This is a genomic window from Mesorhizobium sp. M7A.F.Ca.US.006.01.1.1 (assembly GCF_003997935.1).
Taxonomy (GTDB): Bacteria; Pseudomonadota; Alphaproteobacteria; order Rhizobiales; family Rhizobiaceae; genus Mesorhizobium.
Window position 1 is genome coordinate 1 of record NZ_RZQL01000058.1, and the last position, 23,459, is coordinate 23,459.

The window sequence follows — 23,459 nt, forward strand, 5'->3', positions numbered from 1 at the left end:
CGGCGAGACCGTGCTGCAGTTGAAATCGACGCCGCTGGTGGCGACGATCAGCGTCATCGACATCTTCGCCGTTTCGTCCAAGGTGCGGCAGGACACCTACCTCACCTATGAACCCTTGCTGCTGCTGGCGCTGATCTACATGACGATCACCGGCATTCTGGTCTTCGCCTTCAGCAGGATCGAGGCGCGGATCCCGAACAAGATTGGTTAGAGGGGAGTAGGGGAGTAGGGGAGTATCAGGCTACTATCCACATTCACATTTCCATCCCCATTCGCTATTCACTGCCCACTGTCCCTACTCTCGTACTCCCCTATTCCCCTATCCCCTTCCTCCCCTAGGACGGCCATGATGCAACTCAGTCTCGACCAGGCAAAAGGACTGTGCCGGATGGCGGCACTTGGCGCCGGCGCCAATGAGGAAGCGGCACAATCGCTCACTGCTTCGATCATATCAGCCGAGGCCGAAGGACTCTCCTCCGTCGGACTGTCGCATTTCATCGATTACCTCGAGGCACTGGAAGCCGGACGCATCGACGGCAATGCCGACCCGGTGATCACCCGGCCGGCGCTGGCGGTCTATCTCTCCGATGCACGCGGCGGGCTCGCGCATACCGGCTTCGACCGCACCATCGACGACCTCGCCAAGGCTGCAAAGCTGTTCGGCGTCGCCATCTTCTCGCAGAAGAACGCCTATACATGCGGCGCGCTCGGCTATTTCACCGGAAGGCTGGCAGCACAAGGACTGGTGTCGTTCGCAGCCACCAACGGCCCGGCCGTGCTTGCCGGCTCGGGCTCGGTCAAGCCGGTCTACTGCACCAACCCGATGTCGTTTGCCGCGCCTGCCGCCGACGGGGCGCCGCTGGTCATCGACCAGTCGTCGAGCGCCACCGCTTTCGTCAACATCCGCAAAGCGGCTGAGGACGGCAAGACAATCCCGGAAGGCTGGGCGCTGGACGCCAGCGGCAACCCGACCACCGATCCGGCTGCCGCCATGAAAGGCGCCATGCTTGCCTTCGGCGGCCAGCGCGGCGCCAACATCGCGCTGATGGTCGAGGTGCTGGCGGCGGGCCTGTCGGGCGCCAACTGGTCGCTGGACGCGCCGTGGTTCAGCGGCGGGCCGGACAGCCCCGGCACGGGACTGTTCGTGCTTGCTATCGAACCCAAGCTGCTCGACCCGGATTTCGAGCAACGAATGAAGGATCAGCTCGACCGGCTGCGGCGGCGCTTCGGCGTGCATGTGCCGGGCCGTGCCCGCGCAGAGGCCGCCGAGAAGGCGCAAGCGCGCGGCATCACCGCGTCGAAGGCCGTGGTGCAGCGCATTTCCGAATTTGCCGCCCGCTATTCTTCCTAAATTACTGGTTAGATATCAGATAGTTACCTCATATCTGCCCGCCGCAAGCGCGGCGGGGCGCGATTTTCTTTGCGCGCTGCTGAACCTTTCCGCGCCTTGCTGCGACCCAGCTTTGTCCAGGGCAAGGCGAGCTTGCCCGATCCACACCGGGGGAAGCAGCAAACCGAAATCGAAAGCCTGCATCACGCGAAGGCCGGTCCTTGGCGCCTCGGAAAACTCAACCCAAATCAAAAGGAAATTGTCATGACCAACACCAAGATCACCATGCTGACCGCCGTCCTTCTGCTCGGCTCGTTCATGGGTGCCACACAGGCAGCCACCCTGAAGGCCGCGCCGGTCAAGCCGTCCAGCCCGGGTGTCATCACTGCCCCGAGCGGCGGCGCCACCGAAGACCACTACTGCAAGAACGGCCATGCAAAATTCGCCAATTGCAGCGCCGATTTCGTCGCCGCCTGCAAGAAGGTTGGTGGCACCATGTCGGATGTTCAGGGCTGGGGTGGGCGTACTTGCTTCACGCCCTCCTGATACCGTCTCAGGTCAGGCCGCTCCGTCGGCCCCTGACTTCGCATGGAAGTCACCCGGAAAACCCCGCTTCGGTGGGGTTTTCTGCGTTTTGATCCCACAATAGTAAAACATTCCTCTTTTGGTCAACTTTTGTTTATTTGACTTCGGCGAACCCAATCGGCCGTTTGCGCTGATTGAGCAAAACAGAGGAGCTATAATGTCGGCAAGCACGGACAATCCCCGCAACGCCCTTGTCATCCCGGTCCTTGGCAGGTTTTACGCGGCTCTGCACGATGGTGCCGAAACCGTTCTTCGCGTCGTCGCCGGTGGGTTTCTCGCCATCCACGGTTCGCAGAAGATCACCAATCCTTTCGGCGCTGCCGAGATGGTCGAAGGTCTCGGCTTCTATCCGGGCGCGTTGTGGTCGTTGCTTCTGGCCTGCACTGAATTCTTCGGCGGCATCTTCATCGCCATCGGATTTTTGACGCGGCCGGCCGCCTTTGCCGGCCTGTTCGTGCTGCTGGTCACGGTCTGGTTCCACTGGGTCACGATGGACCAAGGTTATTCGGGCGCGGAAAAGTCGCTGCTGTGGGCGGCGATCCTGCTCTTCTTCGTCATTCGCGGCGGCAACCGCCATTCGGTCGACGCCCGTATCGGCAAAGCGTTCTGACAGGCTGATAGCGACGACGCGTCGCCCTTTGCCTTTGGCGCGAAACGGATTATGAAACGGCTTCAGCCAAGCTTGCGAGCGCCGGAGCCAGCCATGACCGAAATCCTGCAGACCCCAAAGCTCGTCGTCGTCTTTGGCGGGTCAGGCTTTGTCGGCCGCCATGTCGTGCGCGCGTTGGCCAAGCGCGGCTATCGCATCCGGGTCGCCTGCAGGCGGCCCGATCTCGCCGGCCATCTGCAGCCGCTCGGCAATGTCGGCCAGATCCAGCCGGTGCAGGCCAATGTGCGCGTACGCTGGTCGGTCGACCGCGCCGTTCAGGGCGCCGACCATGTCGTCAATCTGGTCGCCATCCTGCATGAGAGCGGCCGGCAGAAATTCTCCGCCGTCCACGAGTTCGGCGCCCGCGCAGTGGCCGAGGCCGCGCGCTCGGTCGGCGCCGGCCTGACCCACATTTCTGCGCTTGGCGCCGATCTGGACTCCGAATCAGACTACGCGCGCACCAAGGCGCTTGGCGAAAAGGCTGTGCTGGAGACGATCAAGGACACCGTGATCTTGCGGCCGTCGATCAATTTCGGACCCGAAGACGGCTTCTTCAACCGCTTCGCCAACATGGCGCGCTATTCGCCGGTACTGCCGCTGATCGGCGGCGGCCAGACCAAGTTCCAGCCGGTCTATGTCGGCGACGTTGCCGAAGCGGTGGCGCGCTCGGTCGACGGCAAGATCGATGGCGGCCAGATCTATGAACTGGGTGGACCGAAGGTGCTGACCTTCAAGGAGTGCATGGAAGAGCTGCTTGAAGTGATCGAGCGCAAGCGCCTGCTGGTGCCGGTGCCGTGGTGGGTGGCCAACATCCAGGCCTCGATCCTCGGCCTGTTGCCCAATCCGCTGCTGACCAAGGACCAGGTGATGCAGCTGCGCGAGCACAACATCGTTTCGGACGCCGCCAACAAGACCAACAGGACGCTTGCGGGGCTCGGCATCCAGCCGCAATCGATCGCGACGATCCTGCCCAGCTATCTCTGGCGCTACCGCGCCGCCGGCCAGTTCCAGCAACGCAGGCCCGCAGCATAGTTCCCAGAAGGGTCTCTCACCTTAACGATGGCGGGGCGTCGCCCGCATCGGCAAACCGCCTTGCGGCTGTGTCGTCAATTTCTGTACCGGCCAGGGTTTGGTTTCGGCGGTGGTGTCGAAACGGAAGCGCGACAGCATGATCGCCAGCGCGATGATCGCCTCCTGCATGGCGAAGCTGGCGCCGATGCAGACGCGCGGGCCGGCGCCAAACGGCAGATACTGGAAGCGGTCGATCTTTTCGCGATTTCCCGGGTGGAAGCGCTCCGGCATGAAGGCATCCGGCCGGTCCCACAGTTTCCTGTGGCGATGCACGACCCATGGCATCACCAGAACCGCGGCGTGCTTGGGGATATAAAGATCCTTCCACATTTCCGGTTCGATCGGCTCGCGGTTGATCGACGGCGCCGGCGGATAGAGCCTGAGCGCTTCGTCGAACGCCGCACGCGTGAACGGCATGGCGTCCAGCCATTTCGTCGGATCGGGCTCGCGCGCCAGCACCTGGTCGATCTCCTGCTCGACCCGGTTGCGCTCCCACGGCGATTCAGCCAGGCAATAGAGCGTCCAGCCCAGAGCCCGCGCGGTCGTCTCATGGCCGGCGCCGATGAAGGTGATGATATTGTCCTCGACCTCGGCCCGCGTCAGCCCGTCGGGTCCTTCGGCCTTGAGCAGCAGCGTCAGGAAATCCTGCGGCACGGCATCGGGGTCGCGCTTGAATTTCGCTTCACGCATCTTGACCGTATCGGTGACGATCTTGCGGAAATAGGCCATGGTCTTGCGGCCGCGGATGCGGGTCAGCCTCGGCAGCCAGTCGGGCGCGCGCAACAGGTCGAGGGGGTCGACGCGACCCATCGTCTCGAACAGGCGGTCGATCTCGTTGGCGAAACTGCCAGGCTCGCCTGCGATCTCGCCGGAAAACAGCGTCTCGGCCAGGATGTCATAGGTGAGCAGCGTCATGTCATGGGCTATGTCAGACGTGCCGCCGTCTTCGTAGCGGGTGACGAAGTCCTGCGTGCGCCTCAGCATCGGCTGGGCAAAGCCGAAGATATGGCGCGGCGTGAACACCGGCGCCATCGCCTTGCGCGACCGCTTCCAGACCTCGCCCTCGGCGGTCAGCAGGCCGTCACGCAGGATCGGCCGCAGGATCTTCTGGCGCACCGTCGCCATCTTGTAGTTCCTGGCGTTGTCGACCAGCACATGGCGGATCAGGCCGGGATCATTGGCGACGATCAGATGTCCACCAACGCCATTCGCCGAGATCCACGGCTCGTTGTAGGTATGCTCACCCCACAATTCGAGCGGGTTGCGGTAGACGATGCGGATCATCTCCAGCGTCGAGGGCGGCGTCGTGCGCGGCTTCGGCGCTGGAGGAATGAAGGGGGCGGGCTGGATGTCCATGCTGTGCTCCGCTGATGACCCAATGTAGTGGGCCGCAAAGCAGGCGTCCATGTGACCGAACGGCAAGGCCCTACTCTCCGGAATGTGACCGGTTACCGCGAGGTGCCTTCTTGTTGCCCCGAGCGGCATGCCCTAGGTGGCAGTCACCAATGGATACCGCCACCGCAGGAGCCCCGCCTTGAAGCACCAGTTGAACATCATCATCGGCAGCACACGGCCAGGCCGCGCAGGACCGGTTTTTGCCGAGTGGCTGGAGACGTTCGCGCGCGAGCACGGGAAATTCGAGCCTGTACTGACCGACATCGATGCGTTCAAGCTTCCGGTGCTGGACGAACCGCACCATCCAAGGCTTGGCAATTACCAGAACGATCATACCAAAGCCTGGTCCAAGGCGATCGATGCCGCTGATGCCTTCGTGTTCGTGGCGCCGGAATACAATTATTTCGTAGCGCCGGCGATCGTCAACGCGATCGACTATCTCTCGCGCGAATGGAAGTACAAGGCAGCCGCCATTTTCAGCTATGGCGGCGTCTCCGGCGGCCTGCGCGCGGCGCAAGCGCTGAAGCCGCTGCTGACCTCGGTGGGTGTCATGCCGATCTCGGAAGGCGTCGCGCTGCCGATGTACCAGAAACTACTCGACGAGAACGGCGTTTTCAACGCCAGCGAACAGGTGCAGGGCGGAACCAAAACCATGCTCGACGAGCTGTTGCGCTGGAGCGAGGCTCTGAAGCCGATGCGGGCTGCCTGAAGGCGGCGGCTTTCCACCAAAAGCCCGGCTTGCTCATGCCATAAAGAGGTGGAATGTTCGCGCAAATGGACAAGCCGGGGGGCGGTTCGACTTGCGCTTGCTTTTTGCCTTGCTGCTGATGCTCATGAGCACCGCCGCCGCGGTGGCTGAGCGACGCGTGGCACTGGTCATCGCCAACGACGACTACCGCCTGATCCGGCCGCTTGCCAATCCGGTCCATGACGGCGAGGCGATGGCAGCGGTGCTGAAGAAGCTCGGCTTCGAGGTCGTCCTCGAAACCAACCGCGACCTGCGGCGCATGCGCCGCGCGCTCGACGATTTTCGCCAGGATGCCAAAGGCGCCGACGTGGCGCTGGTCTATTTCTCCGGCCACGGTGTCGAAATCTCGGGCGACAACCGGCTGCTGCCGGTCGATGCCGACGCCTCCTCGCTCGATGCGCTGGAGAAGACCAGCCTGCCGCTGGAGGAGGTGCGCGAGACCGTGGCGGCCACCGCCAAGGTCGGCCTGATCATGCTCGACGCCTGCCGCAGCGATCCCTTCTCGGGAAGCAACGGTGAAGGGCGCGGCGCGACCTCGCTGGCCAAGGATGTCGCCGACAAGGTGAAGCCGGGTCTCGGCCGGACTGGCCGCGCCGAAAACATCCTGTTTGCCTTCTCGGCCGCACCGGGTGAGACGGCCGCCGACGGGACTGGCCAGAATTCGCCGTTCACGACAGCGCTGACCAAATATCTCGGCACCGACGGGCTCGAGATCCGCTCGGTGCTGACGCTGGTGCAGCAGGAGGTCTATGATTTGTCGCGGGGCAAGCAGCTGCCCTATGTCGAGAGCGGCCTGCCGAAGCTGTTCTTTGCCGCGAAGGCGAGGCAGGACTTGCCCGAGCGCGAGCGCCTGTTGCTTGCCATGGCCGACGTGACGCCGGAAATGCGCGGTGAGGTCGAGCAGGTTGCCAGCGATGCCGACATGCCGCTGGCGCCTCTCTACGGCGTGCTGATCAGCTCCGACGCCAGCCACCTTTCGGCGGACAGCCTGAATGCCAGGCTGCGCGAGGCGGCCGACGCCTTCGTCAAGGTGCGCGGCGAAATGAGGACGCTCGCCTCCGATGATCCGCAGGTGACGGAGCTGCGCCGGCAGGCCGAGGAGCAGCTTTCGCTCGGCGCCTTCGATGGGGCTCGCGCCATCCTCGCAAAGGCCGCCGACATCGACAATGTTTCGCGCAACGCCTTGAAGGCCAATTTCGTCGGCCGCACGCTGTCCGAGGCGGCGACACGTTTTCTGTCCGGCGGTGCGGCGCGCGCCGACCTCGACTACGCCACGGCCATCAGGGATTATGAATCGGTCCTGGCCCTTTACGGCGAGGCCGGGCAGACCGATCTGACCCTGGACCAGGCCGACCGCCAGATCCGCACGCTGGACGAGCTCGGCAAGCTCTACACCCTTGTCGGCAACACCGATGCGGCAGGCCGCGCCTTTGCAGCGCTGGTATCCAATCTCGAGCTGCGTTCGGCCCGGGAAACCGACCCGAGCGTCAAGCGCGATTTTGCCGTCAGCCACATCAAGCTCGGCAACATCAAGCTGGCGCAAGGGGATCTGCCGGAAGCGCTGGAGAACTATCGGACCGCCAGAACCATGCTCAGGGATTTGACCACTGCCGAACCCGATCGGCTGTCATGGCTCGGCGACTTCGCCATGGCCGACGACAAGATCGGCAATGTGCTTGTGACGCAGGGCGATCTGGCTGGGGCCTCGCAAATCTACCAGGAGGGCCTGTCGGTCAAGAAGCAGCTTGCCGACAACGAGCCGGAGCGCGCCGAACTGCAGCGCGACCTGACCATCAGCTATGACGAGATCGGTGCACTGGCGCGTATCACCGGCCAGTTGGACAACGCCCAAGTGGCCTACGAGGAGAGCCTGAAGATCCGATTGGCATTGGCCGAAAAGAAGCCGCAAGATGCCGAACGGCAGCGCGATGTGTCGGTCAGCCATGATACGATCGGCGACCTCAAGCGCGAGCGCGGCGATGCGGCGGGCGCACTCGCGTCCTATAAAGCGGGCTATGCGATCGTCGAGCGGCTGGTGAGCCGCGACCCCGACAACAGTGAGCTGAAGCGCGACTTGTCTGTCGGCAACGCAAAAATCGGCAATGCGCTGGGCGACCAGGAGGACTGGCCGGCAGCCCTCGCCGCCTACAGGCAAGCGCTCTCGATAGCCCGCGTGCTGGCGGCCAGTGACCCCGCCAACACCGACTGGCAACGCGACCTTTCGGTCAACCTGGAGAAGGTCGCCGGCATTCTGGCGATACAGGGCGACCGCGCTGGAGCGCTCAACGCCTATACAGACAGTTTCGCTATCGCCGACCGACTGGCCAAGCTCGATCCAGCCAATGCCGACTGGCAACGCGACCTGTCGATCACGCTGTCCGAGATCGGCATGCTCAAGGCCAAGCAGCGCGACGTCAAAGGCGCGCGGCAGGCTTTCCAGGACAGCCTGGACATCCGCCAGCGGCTTGCCGAGGCAGATCCGGACAACGCCACCTGGCAGCGCGACCTGGTGGTTGCCATGATCGACTACGCTCAGGTCGCCAAGAACCCCAAGACGGTGCTCTCGCAAGCGCTCGACATGACGCTGGAGCTCGACCGTAGCGGGCGGCTGGCGCCGCGATACAGGTTCATGATCAAGTTTCTCGAGGACCGGCTGGCCAAGGTGAAATAGGGCTTGGCGAGAGCCTGTCGTGGACAGCCGGCTCATTCCCCGTGAAACGCCTGCAAACCTTGGAAAAACCGCCTTTTGCGCCTATATCTAGTCGATATCAGAGGCGCGATTCGGCGCGGATTTTTTGCGCTGTGCAAGCGGCATCCAGACAACAGGTTTTCATGAGCGATCAGATCGACAACAACAACGGCGCTGAAGCCGAATACGGCGCCGATTCCATCAAGGTTTTGAAGGGGTTGGACGCTGTCCGCAAACGCCCCGGAATGTACATCGGCGATACCGACGACGGTTCGGGCCTGCATCACATGGTCTATGAAGTGGTCGACAACGCTATCGACGAGGCGCTGGCCGGTCACGCCGACCTCGTCACCGTGACGCTCAACCCCGACGGTTCGGTCACCGTGATCGACAATGGCCGCGGAATTCCGACCGATATCCACACCGGAGAAGGCATTTCGGCGGCCGAAGTGATCATGACGCAGCTGCATGCCGGCGGCAAGTTCGACCAGAACTCCTACAAGGTCTCGGGCGGCCTGCATGGCGTCGGCGTCTCGGTGGTCAACGCGCTGTCGGCGTGGCTGAAGCTGAAGATCCGCCGTAACGGCCAGATCTTCGAGATGAGTTTCACGCATGGCAATGCCGACGCACCGCTGAAGGCGACCGGCACCTATGAGCAGGACAAGCAGCCGGGCACCTATGAGGGCCGCAGCGGCAGCCAGATCACCTTCTTCCCGTCGGCCGAGACCTTCACCATGGTCGAGTTCGACTTCGGCACGCTGGAACACCGCCTGCGCGAGCTTGCCTTCCTCAATTCTGGCGTGCGCATCATTTTGACCGACGCCCGTCACGCCGATGTCGTGCGCCATGAGCTGCACTATGATGGAGGCCTCGAAGAATTCGTCAAATATCTCGATCGGGTCAAGAAACCGCTGATCGACAAGCCGATCGCCATCAAGGCGGAGCGCGACGGGATCACCGTCGAAGTGGCGATGTGGTGGAACGACAGCTACCACGAGAACGTGCTGGCCTTCACCAACAACATCCCGCAGCGCGATGGAGGCACGCATCTGGCCGGCTTTCGCGGTGCACTGACGCGCCAGATCACCGGCTATGGCGAATCCTCTGGCCTGACCAAGAAGGAAAAGGTCTCGCTGATCGGCGACGATTGCCGCGAAGGCCTGACGGCGGTGCTGTCGGTCAAGGTTCCCGACCCGAAATTCTCCTCGCAGACCAAGGACAAGCTGGTCTCGTCGGAAGTCCGCCCTGTCGTCGAGGGCCTGGTCAACGAAGCGCTCGGCACCTGGCTGGAAGAACACCCGAGCGAAGGCAAGGTGGTCGTCGACAAGGTGATCCAGGCCGCTGCGGCACGCGAAGCGGCGCGCAAGGCGCGCGATATCACCCGCAAGAGTTCGCTCGGCGTCACTTCCCTGCCCGGCAAACTGGCCGACTGCCAGGAACGCGACCCGGCGAAATCCGAAATCTTCATCGTCGAGGGTGATTCCGCCGGCGGCTCCGCCAAGGGTGGGCGTTCGCGCCAGAACCAGGCGATCCTGCCGTTGCGCGGCAAGATCCTCAATGTCGAGCGGGCGCGCTTCGACCGCATGCTCGGCTCCGACATGATCGGCACGTTGATCACGGCGCTCGGCACCTCGATCGGCAAGGACGAGTTCAACGCCGACAAGCTGCGCTACCACAAGATCATCCTGATGACCGACGCCGACGTCGACGGCGCCCATATCAGAACCTTGCTGCTGACCTTCTTCTTCCGGCAGATGCCAGAGCTGATCGAGCGCGGCCATCTCTACATCGCCCAGCCGCCGCTCTACAAGGTGACGCGCGGCAAGAGCTCGCAATATATCAAGGACGAGAGCGCCTTCGAGGAGTTCCTGATCGGCTCGGGACTGGAGGAAGCATCGCTTACGCTCGGCTCGGGCGAAGTTCGCATCGGACAGGACCTACGCGGAGCCATCGACGACGCACTGGCGGTGCGCCAGCTGATCAACGGCCTGCACACGCGCTACAACAGAGGTGTCGTCGAGCAGGCGGCGATCGCCGGCGGGCTCAACCCGGACGTGTTCACCGATCTCGGCCGCGCCAACGACATGGCGGAGCGGATTGCAAAACGCCTCGACATCATCGCCGAGGACACCGAGCGCGGCTGGACCGGCCGCATGTCGACCTCGAACGAGGGTGTCGGCGGCTATGTGTTCGAGCGCACGGTGCGCAGCGTCAAGGAATACGCACATCTCGACCTGGCGCTGATCAATTCGGCCGACGCACGCCAGCTCGACCGCTACGCACAGCGCCTCAGCGAGGTCTACGGGTCGCCGCCGGTGCTGCGCCGCAAGGATGTCTCCGAAACCATCTCGGGGCCGCTGGCGATGCTCAATGCCGTCTTTGCGACCGGGCGCAAGGGCCTGACAATGCAGCGCTACAAGGGTCTCGGCGAGATGAACGCCGAACAGCTGTGGGAAACCACGCTCGATCCGAACGTGCGCTCGCTGCTGCAGGTCAAGGTCAACGACGCGACCGATGCGGATTCGCTGTTCTCGCGACTGATGGGCGACGAGGTCGAACCCAGGCGCGAGTTCATCCAGGACAACGCGCTGTCGGTCGCCAATCTGGATATCTGATCTGGGCATTATCTGAATTGGCGCGCTGCGGCGCGCCAATTTTTCCACCGGCGGCAACAAAATCATTTTACAACGCGCCGGAACGGAAGTCCCTGCGGGACATTGTGACAACATCGATCACAATTTCTTACAGGAGGCTTTCATGGGACGCGGCATTTTGCTCTGGTTGCTCGGTATTCCGATCCCGATCATCATTCTGATCATGCTGTTCGTACGGTAGGGGGCTTCCATGCAGTCCACCCTATCGGCGGTCGACCTTTTTACTTCAACAGAATCCTCCTCCACCGCCGTCAGTTGGGGGCCGATCATCGCCGGTGCCTTCGCGGCCTCGACGTTGACCTTCATCTTCATGCTGCTCGGTTCGGGGCTGGGATTGACCATGGTGTCGCCATGGTCGGGATCCGGCGCATCGGTCACCACTTTCGCGGCATCCACCGCCGTATGGCTTGTCATCGTGCAATGGCTGTCCTCGGGTGTCGGAGGCTATCTTGCTGGGCGGCTGCGCACCAAATGGGTCGGCATCCACACCGATGAGGTGTATTTCCGGGACACCGCACACGGCTTTCTCGCCTGGGCGCTGGCCACCTTGCTCGTCGTCGGCGTGCTTGGCTCCGCCCTTTCCGCTGCCATCGGCTCAGGCGTGCAGGCCGTGTCCACCATCGCGTCTGGCGCGGCCATGGGCGCATCGGCGGGGGCTTCGGCCAATGCCGGCAGCGCATCGGCCGACAATGCGATCTCCTACCTGGTGGATTCACTGTTTCGTCCGGCTGACCCGAGCAAGCTTGCGGCCGCCAATCCGGACAGCGATGCAGCCGCGGTTGGGCAGGCTTCGCGCATCCTGATCGCCGGCGTCGCGGCAGGCGAGGTTTCCGCAGACGACAAAACCTATCTGTCGCAGCTGGTCGCCGTTCGCACAGGGCTTTCGGAAGCAGACGCCAGGACCCGGGTGGATGCCGTCCTCGCCAAGGCCCAGGACGCCAAGGCCAAGGCGCAGCAGGCCGCCGACACCGCCAGGAAGGCCAGCGCGACGTTTGCCCTGCTTGGTGCGCTCTCGCTGGTCATCGGCGCCTTCATCGCCAGTGCTGCCGCGGCCCTTGGGGGCAGGCAGCGCGACGATGAGGAAGCGGTTTTTATCGCCAGCCGCTGAACCGGCTCCGCCATTGAAAAGCAAAAGCCCAGCCTCGCGCCGGGCTTTTGCTTTTGGGTCAGTCGCGCCGTGGCGGGATCAGTGATCCATGGCTTTGACGATCTCTTCGGTCATCTTCTTGGCGTCACCGAGCAGCATCATGGTGCCGTCCTTGTAGAACAGCGTGTTGTCGATACCGGCATACCCGGAACCGAGCGAGCGCTTGACGAACAGGCAGGTGCGCGCCTTGTCGACGTCGAGGATCGGCATGCCGTAGATGGGCGACGACTTGTCGTCGCGAGCGGAAGGGTTGGTGACGTCGTTGGCGCCGATGACATAGGCGACATCGGCCTGCGCGAACTCCGAATTAATGTCCTCAAGCTCGAACACTTCGTCGTAGGGCACATTGGCTTCGGCGAGCAGCACATTCATGTGGCCGGGCATGCGGCCGGCGACCGGATGAATGGCGTACTTCACGTCGACGCCGTTGGCCTTGAGCTTGTCAGCCATTTCGCGCAGTGCGTGCTGCGCCTGGGCGACCGCCATGCCGTAGCCCGGCACGATGATGACTTTCTGAGCGTTCATCATGAGGTAGGCGGCATCGTCGGCAGAACCCTGCTTGACCGTGCGTTCGATGCCGTCATCGGCAGCCGCTGCAGTCTCCCCACCGAAGCCGCCGAGAATGACCGAGATGAAGCTTCGGTTCATGCCCTTGCACATGATGTAGGACAGGATCGCGCCGGATGAGCCGACCAGCGCACCGGTGATGATCAGCGCCAGATTGCCGAGCGTGAAGCCGAGTGCGGCCGCCGCCCAGCCCGAATAGGAGTTGAGCATCGAGACGACGACCGGCATGTCGGCGCCGCCGATCGGGATGATCAGCAGGATACCGAGCACCAGCGAGGCGGCAACGATCAGCCAGAAGACCAGCTTGGACTCGGTGGTCACCAGCAGCACGATCAGCACGACGAGCGCGATGGCAAGTGCCGCGTTGATGAAGTGGCGTCCGCCGATCATGATCGGCTTGCCGGACATGCGGCCATCGAGCTTGAGGAAGGCGATGACCGAGCCGGTGAAGGTGATGGCGCCGATGGCGACGCCAAGGCTCATCTCGATCAGGGCCTGGGCATGGATGTGGCCATCCGTGCCGATGCCGAAGCTTTCCGGCGCATAGATGGCGGCGGCCGCCACCATGACGGCGGCGAGGCCGACCAGCGAGTGGAAGGCGGCGACCAGCTGCGGCATCGAGGTCATGGCGATGCGGCGCGCGGTGACGGCGCCGACACTGCCACCAATGGCCAGGCCGAGCACAATCAGGCCGAAGCGGCCGGCCGAGGGGGTTGCCAGCGCCAGCGTGGTGGCGATGGCGATGCCCATGCCGATCATGCCGTAGAGATTGCCCTGGCGGCTGGTGGTCGGATGCGACAGGCCGCGCAGCGCCATGATGAACAGGACACCGGAGACGAGGTAGAGGAAGGACGCGAAGTTGGCGTTCATGGCGCTCTACTTGTCCTTCTTCTTGTACATGGCCAGCATGCGTTGGGTGACGAGGAAGCCGCCGAAAATGTTGACCGAAACCAGCATCAGCGCGACGAAGCCGAAGCCCGCGGCAACACCGGAGGCGGCGATGCCGACGGCAAGCAGCGCGCCGACGACGATGACCGAAGAGATGGCATTGGTGACGGCCATCAGCGGCGTATGCAGTGCGGGGGTCACCGACCAGACGACGTAGTAGCCGACGAAGATCGCCAGGACGAAGATGGCGAAGCGGAAGACGAAGGGATCGATGGCACCGCCGGAGAGCGCATGCGCGGCATCACCGGCCGCGTCAGTGCCGCCAGGCGCGGTCGCCAGATTGTGCACTGCCAGCCGAACCGCGGCGGAGGCCTGGTCGAGCTGGTCGAGGGCTTTCTGCAGGGTCTGGTCCATCACGCGATCCCTTTCGGCTTCGACGAGGGCGACTTGGGTGCGGCCGCCTTCTTGGGCGCGGCTTTCTTGGGAGAAGCGTCGGCGACCATGGTCTTGGCCGGGATCGCGGCCGGCTCGACATATTGGCCCTTTGGCGGCTGCTGGTCGGCCTTCACGAAAGCCGGATGAACCACCTTGCCGCCATCGGTCAGCATCGTTGCCTTGACCAGATCGTCGTCGCGGTTGATGGCAAGCGTCTTGGTCGTCTTGTCGACCAGCGTCTCGAGAAAGGCGAACAGGTTCCTGGCATAAAGCAGCGAGGCTGACGCCGCGACGCGGCCTGGCACATTGAGATGGCCGACAATCTTGACGTTGTTGGCGGTGGTGACGACCTTGCCGGCTTCGGCGCCCTCGACATTGCCGCCGCGCTCGACCGCCAGATCGACGAGAACCGAACCCGGCTTCATCGAAGCGACCATCGCCGCCGATACCAGCTTGGGCGCCGGCCGGCCGGGAATAAGCGCCGTGGTGATGACGATATCCTGCTTGGCGATGTGCTCTGATGTGAGTGCCGCCTGCTTGGCCTGATATTCCTTCGACATTTCCTTGGCGTAGCCGCCGGTCGTTTCGGCCGCCTTGAATTCCTCGTCCTCGACCGCGAGGAACTTGGCGCCGAGCGAGGCGACCTGTTCCTTGGCGGCGGGGCGAACGTCGGTGGCGGTGACAACCGCACCAAGCCGACGCGCGGTGGCGATCGCCTGCAGGCCGGCGACACCGACGCCCATGATGAAGACCTTCGCCGCCGGCACCGTGCCGGCCGCCGTCATCATCATCGGCAAGGCGCGGTCATATTCCGAAGCGCCGTCAATCACCGCCTGATAGCCGGCCAAATTGGCCTGCGAGGACAAAACGTCCATTGACTGGGCGCGGGTGATGCGCGGCATGAATTCCATCGAGAAAGCGGTGACGCCGGCCTTGGCAAGGGCCGCCACGGCGGCATCGTTGCCGTAGGGGTCCATGATGGCGATCACAGCCGCGCCGGGCTTGTAGCTCTTCAGCTCGGCATTATCAGGCCGACGCACCTTCAGCACCACATCGGCCTTGGCGACATCGGAAACCTTGCCGATGGCAGCGCCGGCGCTCGCGTAGTCGGCATCGATGATGCGCGATTTCAGACCGGCACCGGCCTCGACGACGACGTCGAAGCCCAGCGCCGCCAGCCGTTTCACCGTATCGGGCGAGGCCGCGACGCGCGGCTCGTTGGCATCGAGCTCACGAGGGATGAAAACCGTCTGTCCCACCGCATGATCCTTTCGGCCGGAAGCTATTTCCCGCAAGACGCCGGCCGGCCTCGCGGCGGCGCCATGGACAAGGTGTCGGAAAATCTATCGGAGGATAAACGCGCCGACAGCCAGAATCAGCACGAACAGAATGGTCGCTGAGAAGAAGCCGCCCGCGAAGAAGCCGAAGGCCATCGCCAGGAGCAGGGCGCCGCAAAACAGCGACCCGTACTTGGCCAGCGCGAGGAAGCCCGCATAGGTGCGGTCATGCTCGGCATAGTCCATCTTCGCGCCCAGTTCGACAGGACCGGTCGGCGAGTGATCAGCCATAGGAATACCCCTTCGAAGACATCTTTCAGGCACATAGCGAAAAGCCGGGCCGAGAGCAATGGCGCTATTGCCGCACAACAACCGACAACTGCCTCAAAGAAAGGTTGAAGCCGGCTGCCGACGCGCGACGGAATCCGATCGCGGATTCTGGTGCTTGATGCGGAAAGATGCTCCGAAGGCGGACGCTTGCGCGGCTAAGCCGACGCCCTCAGCCGGCAAGATGCGGGAAAAGCCCGAGCAACCCGACGACGATCAGGTAGAGCGCGACGATGTAGTTCAACAGCCTTGGCATGACCAGGATCAGCACGCCGGCGATCAGCGAGATGAGCGGGGTTAGCGCAAGTGTGGAAATGGTCATGGCAGGTTCCCTCAAAAACGTCAGAATCGACCCGGAGCGCCGCTCGTGGCCTCACCCGGAACGCCGAAGTCGCCAAAAGGCTCCCTGTCGGACCTGCAAAATCATGTGAACCCTGCCGTATCAGGCGGCTTCGTGATAGTACTTTGCCGTGGGCAGGATGGTCAGCGGCGCGAGTTCTCCGACATGCGGCGTGTCGAACAGCATGCGCTGTTCCATTGGCGTCGAGCGGAAGAACGGGAACCGTGAGAAGGACCGCTCACGGATGGCGTTGACGTCGGCGCGGTAGAGCACGACCTTGTTGAAAACGCCCGGATAGGCGCGCGACTCGCTGATCTTCTCCGAGTAGTAGATACGCTTGTAGAAGCCGGCGTGATCCTCGCGAATGGTCGACAGGCAGTAGGGCGCGTTGAAATGGAAGCACGCCATGCCGGCCAGCCGCAGCGTCAGGTAAGGGATCTGCGGGTAGACGCGCGACCATTCGGGATCGGACGCAAACCGGCTGGGGCAGATGAAGCTCAGCCCGTCACGAAGCATCGGCATGACGATGTCGCCAAAGGCCTTGGTGGAAGGCGACATCGGCGTCGCCAAGGTGACGTGATGGATACGCAGCGTGCTGACGAGTTCCTGGTCGATATAGACCCCGAAGCGGTACACGTTCGGTGCCTCGTCGAGCTCATCGTGAATGGTATGGTTTTCGTTGTCGGGCACCATATCGTTCGAGCGATATGACTTGTAGCGCAGGCGGTAGATGTCCTCGAGATCTTCGCCCTTGTCGCAGCGGCGGTACTCTGTCCGCTCAAGCATCGCCGAGACGTTGCGGGCGAAGCTGGACATGGTGTCGGCGGCGTCCTTGCCGTCCTCGCCCGTCACCGGACGAAGCGAACTCAACTGCACAATCATCAACTCAATCCCCGTACATTGCCGCCGCGATTCGACACTACGACAGGGTCCTGGGATGTAAAAGATGAAAATGGGAAGCAGGCCGTTTACCAGTCGTTAAGGTTAACGATTGCTAAAATAAAACTAAAATTGGTGCTTTTCTTCGTTTTCTGCGTCGCGACGGGGAAAGAGCGTATCGCGAACATGACGGGAAGCGGCGGAAATTTTGGCATGGCCCGCGACGTGCAAGGAAACTTCGGAGCCTGTTCAATCCTGATGGAAACAGGGATGGGCTCTCAGTGCCTGGGCACCATGCGCCATGCGCCGCAAATCAGCGACGTACCGCCTTTTTGGCGGTCCTGATATCCTTGGCGAACGGCCATACCGTGTTCGACATCGTCTCGATGCCGGAAGCACTGAGCGCCGAACCGAACAGGAACCCCTGGACAAGATCAGGCTTGACCTGCAGCGCCAGGATCTTGAGCTGCTCGAAGGTCTCGACCCCTTCGACGGTCACCGAAAGCCCCAGCGGCCGCGACAGGTTGACGATACCCTTGAGCAGCTCGAGCGAACGGGGATTCTGGGTGACGTCCATCAGGAAAGAGCGGTCGATCTTGATCTTATCGAGCGGCAGCTTGTGCAGGTAGCTCAGGCTCGAATAGCCGGTGCCGAAATCGTCGAGTGCGATGCGCACGCCAAGCTGCTTCAGCTCCTCGATATACTGGCGCGTCAGCGACTTGTCGTCGAGCAGCGCCGTTTCGGTGACCTCGATCTCGAGCCGACTGGCGGCGAGGCCGGTGCCGGCCAACGCATCGCGAACCTTCTGGATGACGTCGCGGCTGCGGAAATCCTTGGCGGAGAGGTTGACCGAGACGCTGGTCTGGTCCGGCCATTTGGCGCATTCGGCGCAGGCTGCCTGCAGCACGAAGGTGCTGATCTCGGAAATGATGCCCATTTCCTCGGCCAGTGGAATGAAGATGCTGGGCGAGATCGGCCCGAGATCGGGATGATCCCACCGGCACAGCGCCTCGCAACTGGCGATGCGCATGGTGCTCATCGCCACGATCGGCTGATAGACTACCCGCAGGCTGTTGCTTTCCACGGCTGTGCGCAGATCCGCCTTCATCAGCTGACGGTTGCGGAAAGCGGCATCCATCGAGGCTTCGAACAGCCGCCAACCGTTCTTGCCGAGCTCCTTGGCCTTGTAGAGCGCCAGGTCCGCCTTGACGATCATGGCGTCGACATCGGTATCCTTGACCCGCGACAGTACCGCGCCGCCGCTGGCCTGGATGCGCAGCCCGTGACCGGCAACGTCGACTTCCCCCTGCAGGCCAGCGAAAATCTCGTCGAGCTGGCTGGTCAGATGGCTTTCATCCTCGACGCGGTCGAAGAAGATCATGAACTCGTCGCCACCGAAACGGCTGACCGTGATATCTTGCCTGGCGATGGCGGCAAGCCGCTCGGCAACGGCATAGATCAAGCCGTCGCCGATCGGATGACCAAGCGTGTCGTTGACGCTCTTGAAATCGTCGAGGTCGAGCACCGCCAGGCCGCAGAGACGATCGCGGTCGCCTGACGCCATGGCCTCGCCGATCAGTTCGTGGAAATAGGCGCGGTTGGGCAGGCCGGTCAGGTTGTCGTAGCGTGCCATGAAGCGGATCTTGTCTTCCGCCTCGACACGGGCGGTGACGTCCTCGAAGGTGATGACGCCCAGTTCCTGGCTGCCTTCGCGAGCCGAGAATTCGTAGTGCTGGCCGTTGGCGAGGGAAACCAGCACCTTGCGGTCGCGGCCCTCACGCAGGGCACGCGTCAGCTGAGCCTCGATGTAGCGGCAATCCTTTGGGGCCAGCATGCCGCCGGCGACACCGCGCATCAACAAACCATGGATCGACCGGCCGAGCAGCGCATCGGGCGACTTGAGCGACATCAGATGCGCGGCCTCGGCATTGGCCACCGCGACTCGGCCGTCCGGGCCGAGCATGACAAGGCCATGCGACATGGTGTTGAGCGCCCGGTTGAAGCGCTGGGCAATGCGGTTGGCCTTCTTTTCTTCCGAGACGGCTGCAAAAAGCACATCGCGTACGGTGTTGGCGAATTTCCGGATGGCGAACAGGAACGGCGCCGACAGGAGCCCGAGGAGGACATGGTAGATGTCGCCGCGCAGCAGGAAGCCCAGCGAGATCGGCCAAGTCAAGGCAATGGTCAGGATGGTGACCATGCGCGGCGAGCCGTAGTTGCGGCCGGCGATGGAGGTCGCCGTCGCCAGCGTCAGGCAAACGGAGGCGATTTCGGCGAAACCGTCGCGCGCGAAATAGATGCCGAGCAGGCAGAAGGCGCCAAGCGTCAAGCCATGCAGGGAGCCATAGAGAATGTAGTCATTCTCACGCTTGTGCGCTTCTTCCCAGGTCGTCGGCGAAGGCATGCTGTTGTATTTTCGAAAGTTCCTCATGCGGAAAATGCCGACGAGAACCATCGAGATCGCGACCAGCAAATACCGCGGATCGCCGTTCTTCCACCAGACAAGGCCGATCAGGAAAGTCTGCGCGAGAATGCCGATCGAAAGCGTCAGCCCGTCGCGAAACAGGGTTTCCACGAACGGAATGTAGACGTCGACCGGAATCTCGTTCTTTTTTCTCAGATTCAACGCCTGAATCCCAACCCTGGGGAGCCAAGCAGTGTCACATCCGCCTTAAGAAAGATTTAGAGAGCCGCTCGCGCTCCTGCCGTCAAGCCGGGTGACGCTACGGAAAGCAAGGAAACTGTCGTTCAGGTAAACAAGGCGTATCGATCATTCGGCGGCCTGAAGTTCCGGCTGCGCCGGCGTGCCCGACAGGCGTTCGAGCAGTCGTTGGCGTTCGCCCGATGCCTTGTCGGCGCTGGCTTGGCGGACGTGGCCATAGCCGCGAATGAGGGCCGGCACCGAGGCCAGTGCAACCGCCGCATCGACTCTGGCCGGAGCCAACGATCCGGCGATGAGCTTCAGATCCGCCTCGTACCGCGCCAGCAACTGCCGCTCCATGCGCCGCTCGGCGGTGTAGCCGAACAGGTCGAAGGCAGTGCCGCGCAGACCTTTCATTGCCGCCAACAGGCGAAACCCCTTCATCATCCACGGGCCGAAGCTCGATTTCCTAGGGCTGCCGTCATTGCCACGACGGCCCATGATCGGCGGCGCGAGGTGGAATTCGAGCTTTTCGTAGCTCTGGAACTGTTTTCCAAGTTCGGCGACGAAAGAGCCGTCCGTGTAAAGACGCGCCACCTCGTATTCGTCCTTGATGGCCATCAGCTTGAACAGGTTCCTGGCGGCGGCCTGCGACACCGCGGTCGAACCAGGCACGGCCTTCGCTTCGGCGGCGCGCAAAATGGCCAGTTTTCCGGCATAACGCCTGCCATAGGCGGCGTTCTGATAGGCGGTCAGGAAGGCGACGCGGCGGGCGATGATGTCGTCCAGTGTCTCGGCGACATCCGTGGCCTGGCCGGCCTTTCCAGCCAAGGCCGGACCCGGCTGGGCAACGAGCCCGCGCACGAAATCCGGCTGATGGGCAGCGCGACGTCCCCAGCGGAAAGCGGCGATGTTCATCGCCACGGCTTCGCCATTGAGCTCGATCGCCTTCTCGACGGCCTCGGCCGACAATGGCAGGCCGCCATGCTGGAAGGCAAAGCCGAGCATGAACATGTTGGCGCCGAGCGAATTGCCGAAAAGTGCCGTGGCGGTGCGGGTGGCGTCGAAGAAATGCGCCTTGTCGTCGCCCGCTGCCGCGCGGATCGCCTTTTTCAGCCGCTCTATCGGCAACGAAAAATCGGCCGAGCGGGCGAATTCGCCGGGCATGATCTCGGCGGTGTTGGCGACGAAGATGGTGTGGCCCTCGCGCACCGCGGTCAGCACCTTCTTGGCGCCCGACACGACGAGATCGCAGCCAAGCACCAGATCGGCCTTGCCGGCCGAAACGCGGATGGCATTGATGTCGTCCGGGGTGCGGGCGATGCGGACATGCGTGAACACCGAGCCGCCCTTCTGGGCGAGGCCGGCCATGTCGATCATGCCGCAGCCCTTGTCCTCAAGATGCGCCGCCATCCCAAGCACCGCACCGACGGTGACGACGCCGGTGCCGCCGACGCCGTCGATGATCGCCGCCCAGCCCTGCTCACCAAGCGGGAATTGCGCCGGCACGGGCACGCCTTCCAGCGGATCGGCCTTGCCGGCCAGGCCCTCGGCCTTGCGGATCTTGGCGCCGTGCACGGTGACGAAGGACGGGCAGAAGCCGTTGACGCAGGAGAAATCCTTGTTGCAGCTCGACTGGTCGATCTTGCGCTTGCGGCCGAATTCGGTTTCGACCGGCTGGATCGAGACGCAGTTCGACTGCACGCCGCAATCGCCGCAGCCTTCGCAGACCAGTTCGTTGATGAAGACCCGCTTGTCGGGATCGGGGAAGATGCCGCGCTTGCGGCGGCGGCGCTTTTCGGCGGCGCAGGTCTGGTCGTAGAGCAGCACCGAAACGCCCTTGACGTCGCGCAGCTCGCGCTGGACGAGATCGAGGTCGTCGCGGTGGTGGATGGTGGCGCCGGCCGGGAATTCGGCCTTGCCGGCATATTTGTCGGGCTCATCGGTGACGATGGCGATGCGGTGGACGCCTTCGGCGCGCACCTGCCTGGCGATCATGTCGACGGTCAGGCCGCCTTCGTGCGGCTGGCCGCCGGTCATGGCGACTGCGTCATTGTAGAGGATCTTGTAGGTGATGTTGGCATCGCTCGACAGCGCGAAGCGGATCGCCAGCGTACCGGAATGGTTGTAGGTGCCGTCGCCAAGATTCTGGAAGATGTGCTCGCGCTTGGAGAACGGCGCCTGGCCGACCCATTGCGCGCCCTCGCCGCCCATGGCCGTGAAGCCGACGGTGTTGCGGTCCATCCACAGCGCCATGAAGTGGCAGCCGATGCCGGCCGCGGCGATAGAGCCGTCCGGCACCTTGGTGGACGAGTTGTGCGGGCAACCGGAACAGAAGAACGGCGTGCGCGAGCCGATGTCGGTGGCCTCGGTGAGCATTGCCTGGAACTGGCGCAGTTTTGCCACCCGCGCCGAAATCTCTTCGGACGGGCCGATGGTCCTGACGATCCTCTCGCCAAGCGCGATGGCGATCTCGTTGGCATCGAGCGCGCCCTTGGCCGGAAACAGCCAGTCGCCGCGCTCGTCCTTCTTGCCGATAATGACCGGTTGGGTGGTTGTGCCATAAAGGCTTTCGCGCAGCTGCACCTCGATCAGCGAGCGTTTCTCCTCGACGACGACAATGGTGTCGAGGCCGCGGGCGAAATCGGCGATGTGATGCAGGTCGAGCGGCCAGGGGCAGCCTACCTTGAAGAGCCGTACGCCGATGCGGTTGGCGGCCGCCTCGTCGATGCCGATATCGTCCAGCGCCTGGCGGACATCGAGGTAGCTCTTGCCCAGCGTGATGATGCCGATCTTCGGGTTGCGGCCGCCCGAATAGACAATGCGGTTCAGCCCGTTGGCAAGGATGAAGGCGGAGGCCGCGGCGCGCTTGTGCTCATGCAGCCGCTCCTCCTGGCCGAGCATGTCGATCTCGTGGCGAATGTTGAGACCGCCAGGCGGCATGTCGAACTCCGGCACGACGATGTTCAGCCGCTCGAGCGCGGCATCGACGGAGGCGGTCGATTCGATGTTGTCCTTGACGCATTTGATCGCCGCCCACGTGCCGGCAAAGCGCGACATGGCAAAACCGTAGAGCCCGTAGTCGATGATCTCCTGGACACCGGCCGGGTTGAGGATCGGCACCATGGTATCGACGAACAGGAATTCGGTGGCGTGCGCGTTGGTCGAGGATTCCGCCATATGGTCGTCACCCATCAGGGCGAGCACGCCACCATGTCTGGACGAGCCGGCGAGGTTGGCATGGCGGAACACATCGCCTGAGCGATCGACGCCCGGTCCCTTGCCGTACCAGACCGAAAAGACGCCGTCATGCGTGCCCTCGCCCAGCAGTTCCGTCTGCTGCGCCCCCCAGCAAGCGGTGGCGGCAAGCTCCTCGTTGAGACCCGGCTGGAAGACGATGTCAGCCTGGGCGAGCTGTTTCTTCGCCTTCCATAGCTGCATGTCGAGGCCGCCGAGCGGCGAACCGCGATAGCCGGAGACGAAGCCGGCCGTGTTCAAGCCGGCGCGACGGTCGCGCTCGCGCTGCATCAGCAGCATGCGAATGACCGCCTGCGCGCCGGACAGGAAGATGCGCTCCTTTGCGAGATCGAACTTGTCGTCGAGCGCGACGTCGTGCAGCGTCATCAGGAATTTCCTCTGCGGAGGCCACGCGGGGGCAGGCAGCCAACGTCGGGGTCGGATGACGCATCCTTTCTCCCCTTGCAAGGCAGGTCAAACAAAATCGCAGATGCCAGCAACGCGCAACGAACAGTCCGCAGCCATCCTGAATCGGGTATGAAACCGATCCGCGGACATTGCCCGGCGCACGAAAATTTCAGCTGCGGCCCGGGCGGCCGC

At 63.2% G+C, this 23,459-nt stretch carries 17 protein-coding genes and 1 pseudogene; 9 read left to right on the plus strand and 9 right to left on the minus strand.

The window, feature by feature from the left end; all coding sequences use genetic code 11:
• The 5 genes and pseudogenes from EN943_RS12725 to EN943_RS12745 form a co-directional block, all read left to right on the plus strand.
• Positions 1 to 211 (plus strand): annotated as a pseudogene (locus EN943_RS12725) (ABC transporter permease); the annotation flags it as partial.
• Positions 212 to 349: 138 nt separating this feature from the next.
• Positions 350 to 1,351 (plus strand): Ldh family oxidoreductase, encoded by a 1,002-nt coding sequence (locus tag EN943_RS12730; RefSeq protein WP_024501902.1) that lies wholly within the window; start codon positions 350 to 352, stop codon positions 1,349 to 1,351.
• A 243-nt stretch (positions 1,352 to 1,594) separates the two neighbouring features.
• On the plus strand, positions 1,595 to 1,876 hold the full coding sequence (locus tag EN943_RS12735) for a hypothetical protein (protein WP_027039833.1): 282 nt from the start codon (positions 1,595 to 1,597) through the stop codon (positions 1,874 to 1,876).
• Between the two features lie 196 nt (positions 1,877 to 2,072).
• Positions 2,073 to 2,525 carry a DoxX family protein gene (locus tag EN943_RS12740; protein ID WP_127412886.1) on the plus strand — a complete coding sequence of 151 codons (453 nt, stop codon included), beginning with the start codon at positions 2,073 to 2,075 and terminating at the stop codon, positions 2,523 to 2,525.
• Between the two features lie 93 nt (positions 2,526 to 2,618).
• The gene (locus tag EN943_RS12745; protein WP_127412887.1) at positions 2,619 to 3,596 is read left to right on the plus strand and encodes a complex I NDUFA9 subunit family protein; all 978 of its coding nucleotides are present in this window, start codon (positions 2,619 to 2,621) and stop codon (positions 3,594 to 3,596) included.
• 21 nt (positions 3,597 to 3,617) lie between these two features.
• Here the strand turns inward: EN943_RS12745 and EN943_RS12750 are convergent, their stop codons facing one another.
• Positions 3,618 to 4,991 (minus strand): cytochrome P450, encoded by a 1,374-nt coding sequence (locus EN943_RS12750; protein ID WP_127412888.1) that lies wholly within the window; start codon positions 4,989 to 4,991, stop codon positions 3,618 to 3,620.
• 178 nt (positions 4,992 to 5,169) lie between these two features.
• On the opposite strand from EN943_RS12750, the gene EN943_RS12755 reads away from it, so the two are divergent.
• From EN943_RS12755 to EN943_RS12770, 4 genes are all read left to right on the plus strand, one after another.
• Positions 5,170 to 5,739, plus strand: coding sequence for an NADPH-dependent FMN reductase (locus EN943_RS12755; RefSeq protein WP_127412889.1), 570 nt, complete (start codon positions 5,170 to 5,172; stop codon positions 5,737 to 5,739).
• A gap of 91 nt (positions 5,740 to 5,830) precedes the next feature.
• Entirely contained in the window at positions 5,831 to 8,449 is a 2,619-nt protein-coding gene (locus EN943_RS12760) for a caspase family protein (protein ID WP_127412890.1), read from the plus strand.
• A gap of 161 nt (positions 8,450 to 8,610) precedes the next feature.
• Entirely contained in the window at positions 8,611 to 11,082 is a 2,472-nt protein-coding gene (gyrB, locus tag EN943_RS12765) for a DNA topoisomerase (ATP-hydrolyzing) subunit B (RefSeq protein ID WP_127412891.1), read from the plus strand.
• A 229-nt stretch (positions 11,083 to 11,311) separates the two neighbouring features.
• A complete protein-coding gene (locus EN943_RS12770) occupies positions 11,312 to 12,229 on the plus strand; it encodes a hypothetical protein (RefSeq protein ID WP_127412892.1) in 918 nt (305 codons plus the stop codon).
• Between the two features lie 78 nt (positions 12,230 to 12,307).
• On the opposite strand, the gene EN943_RS12775 is transcribed toward EN943_RS12770, so the two are convergent.
• The 8 genes from EN943_RS12775 to EN943_RS12810 form a co-directional block, all read right to left on the minus strand.
• Complete coding sequence (locus EN943_RS12775) at positions 12,308 to 13,705, minus strand: NAD(P)(+) transhydrogenase (Re/Si-specific) subunit beta (protein ID WP_127412893.1); 1,398 nt, start codon at positions 13,703 to 13,705, stop codon at positions 12,308 to 12,310.
• Between the two features lie 6 nt (positions 13,706 to 13,711).
• Positions 13,712 to 14,140, minus strand: coding sequence for an NAD(P) transhydrogenase subunit alpha (locus tag EN943_RS12780; protein WP_206522753.1), 429 nt, complete (start codon positions 14,138 to 14,140; stop codon positions 13,712 to 13,714).
• Positions 14,137 to 15,417, minus strand: coding sequence for a Re/Si-specific NAD(P)(+) transhydrogenase subunit alpha (locus EN943_RS12785; RefSeq protein ID WP_127412895.1), 1,281 nt, complete (start codon positions 15,415 to 15,417; stop codon positions 14,137 to 14,139). The genes EN943_RS12780 and EN943_RS12785 overlap by 4 nt, the downstream gene beginning before the upstream one ends.
• Positions 15,418 to 15,501: 84 nt before the next feature.
• Complete coding sequence (locus tag EN943_RS12790; protein WP_013528204.1) at positions 15,502 to 15,726, minus strand: aa3-type cytochrome c oxidase subunit IV; 225 nt, start codon at positions 15,724 to 15,726, stop codon at positions 15,502 to 15,504.
• Positions 15,727 to 15,934: 208 nt separating this feature from the next.
• Entirely contained in the window at positions 15,935 to 16,084 is a 150-nt protein-coding gene (locus EN943_RS12795; protein ID WP_013528205.1) for a DUF3096 domain-containing protein, read from the minus strand.
• A gap of 120 nt (positions 16,085 to 16,204) precedes the next feature.
• Positions 16,205 to 16,984, minus strand: a complete 780-nt coding sequence (locus EN943_RS12800; protein ID WP_013528206.1) for a hypothetical protein — start codon at positions 16,982 to 16,984, stop codon at positions 16,205 to 16,207.
• Positions 16,985 to 17,294: 310 nt separating this feature from the next.
• The gene (locus EN943_RS12805) at positions 17,295 to 19,607 is read right to left on the minus strand and encodes an EAL domain-containing protein (protein ID WP_127412896.1); all 2,313 of its coding nucleotides are present in this window, start codon (positions 19,605 to 19,607) and stop codon (positions 17,295 to 17,297) included.
• A 144-nt stretch (positions 19,608 to 19,751) separates the two neighbouring features.
• Positions 19,752 to 23,246: an indolepyruvate ferredoxin oxidoreductase family protein gene (locus EN943_RS12810; RefSeq protein WP_127412897.1), complete on the minus strand. Its 3,495-nt coding sequence runs from the start codon at positions 23,244 to 23,246 to the stop codon at positions 19,752 to 19,754.
• Positions 23,247 to 23,459: the final 213 nt, after the last annotated feature.

What these genes read in the sequence shown, in the direction of transcription:
- EN943_RS12730 (WP_024501902.1), top strand. Translation starts at nt 350, where the DNA reads ATGCAACTCAGTCTCGACCAGGCAAAAGGACTGTGCCGGATGGCGGCA.
- EN943_RS12735 (WP_027039833.1), top strand. Translation starts at nt 1,595, where the DNA reads ATGACCAACACCAAGATCACCATGCTGACCGCCGTCCTTCTGCTCGGC.
- EN943_RS12740 (WP_127412886.1), top strand. Translation starts at nt 2,073, where the DNA reads ATGTCGGCAAGCACGGACAATCCCCGCAACGCCCTTGTCATCCCGGTC.
- EN943_RS12745 (WP_127412887.1), top strand. Translation starts at nt 2,619, where the DNA reads ATGACCGAAATCCTGCAGACCCCAAAGCTCGTCGTCGTCTTTGGCGGG.
- EN943_RS12750 (WP_127412888.1), bottom strand. Translation starts at nt 4,991, where the DNA reads ATGGACATCCAGCCCGCCCCCTTCATTCCTCCAGCGCCGAAGCCGCGC.
- gyrB (WP_127412891.1), top strand. Translation starts at nt 8,611, where the DNA reads ATGAGCGATCAGATCGACAACAACAACGGCGCTGAAGCCGAATACGGC.
- EN943_RS12770 (WP_127412892.1), top strand. Translation starts at nt 11,312, where the DNA reads ATGCAGTCCACCCTATCGGCGGTCGACCTTTTTACTTCAACAGAATCC.
- EN943_RS12775 (WP_127412893.1), bottom strand. Translation starts at nt 13,705, where the DNA reads ATGAACGCCAACTTCGCGTCCTTCCTCTACCTCGTCTCCGGTGTCCTG.
- EN943_RS12790 (WP_013528204.1), bottom strand. Translation starts at nt 15,726, where the DNA reads ATGGCTGATCACTCGCCGACCGGTCCTGTCGAACTGGGCGCGAAGATG.
- EN943_RS12795 (WP_013528205.1), bottom strand. Translation starts at nt 16,084, where the DNA reads ATGACCATTTCCACACTTGCGCTAACCCCGCTCATCTCGCTGATCGCC.
- EN943_RS12800 (WP_013528206.1), bottom strand. Translation starts at nt 16,984, where the DNA reads ATGATTGTGCAGTTGAGTTCGCTTCGTCCGGTGACGGGCGAGGACGGC.
- EN943_RS12810 (WP_127412897.1), bottom strand. Translation starts at nt 23,246, where the DNA reads ATGACGCTGCACGACGTCGCGCTCGACGACAAGTTCGATCTCGCAAAG.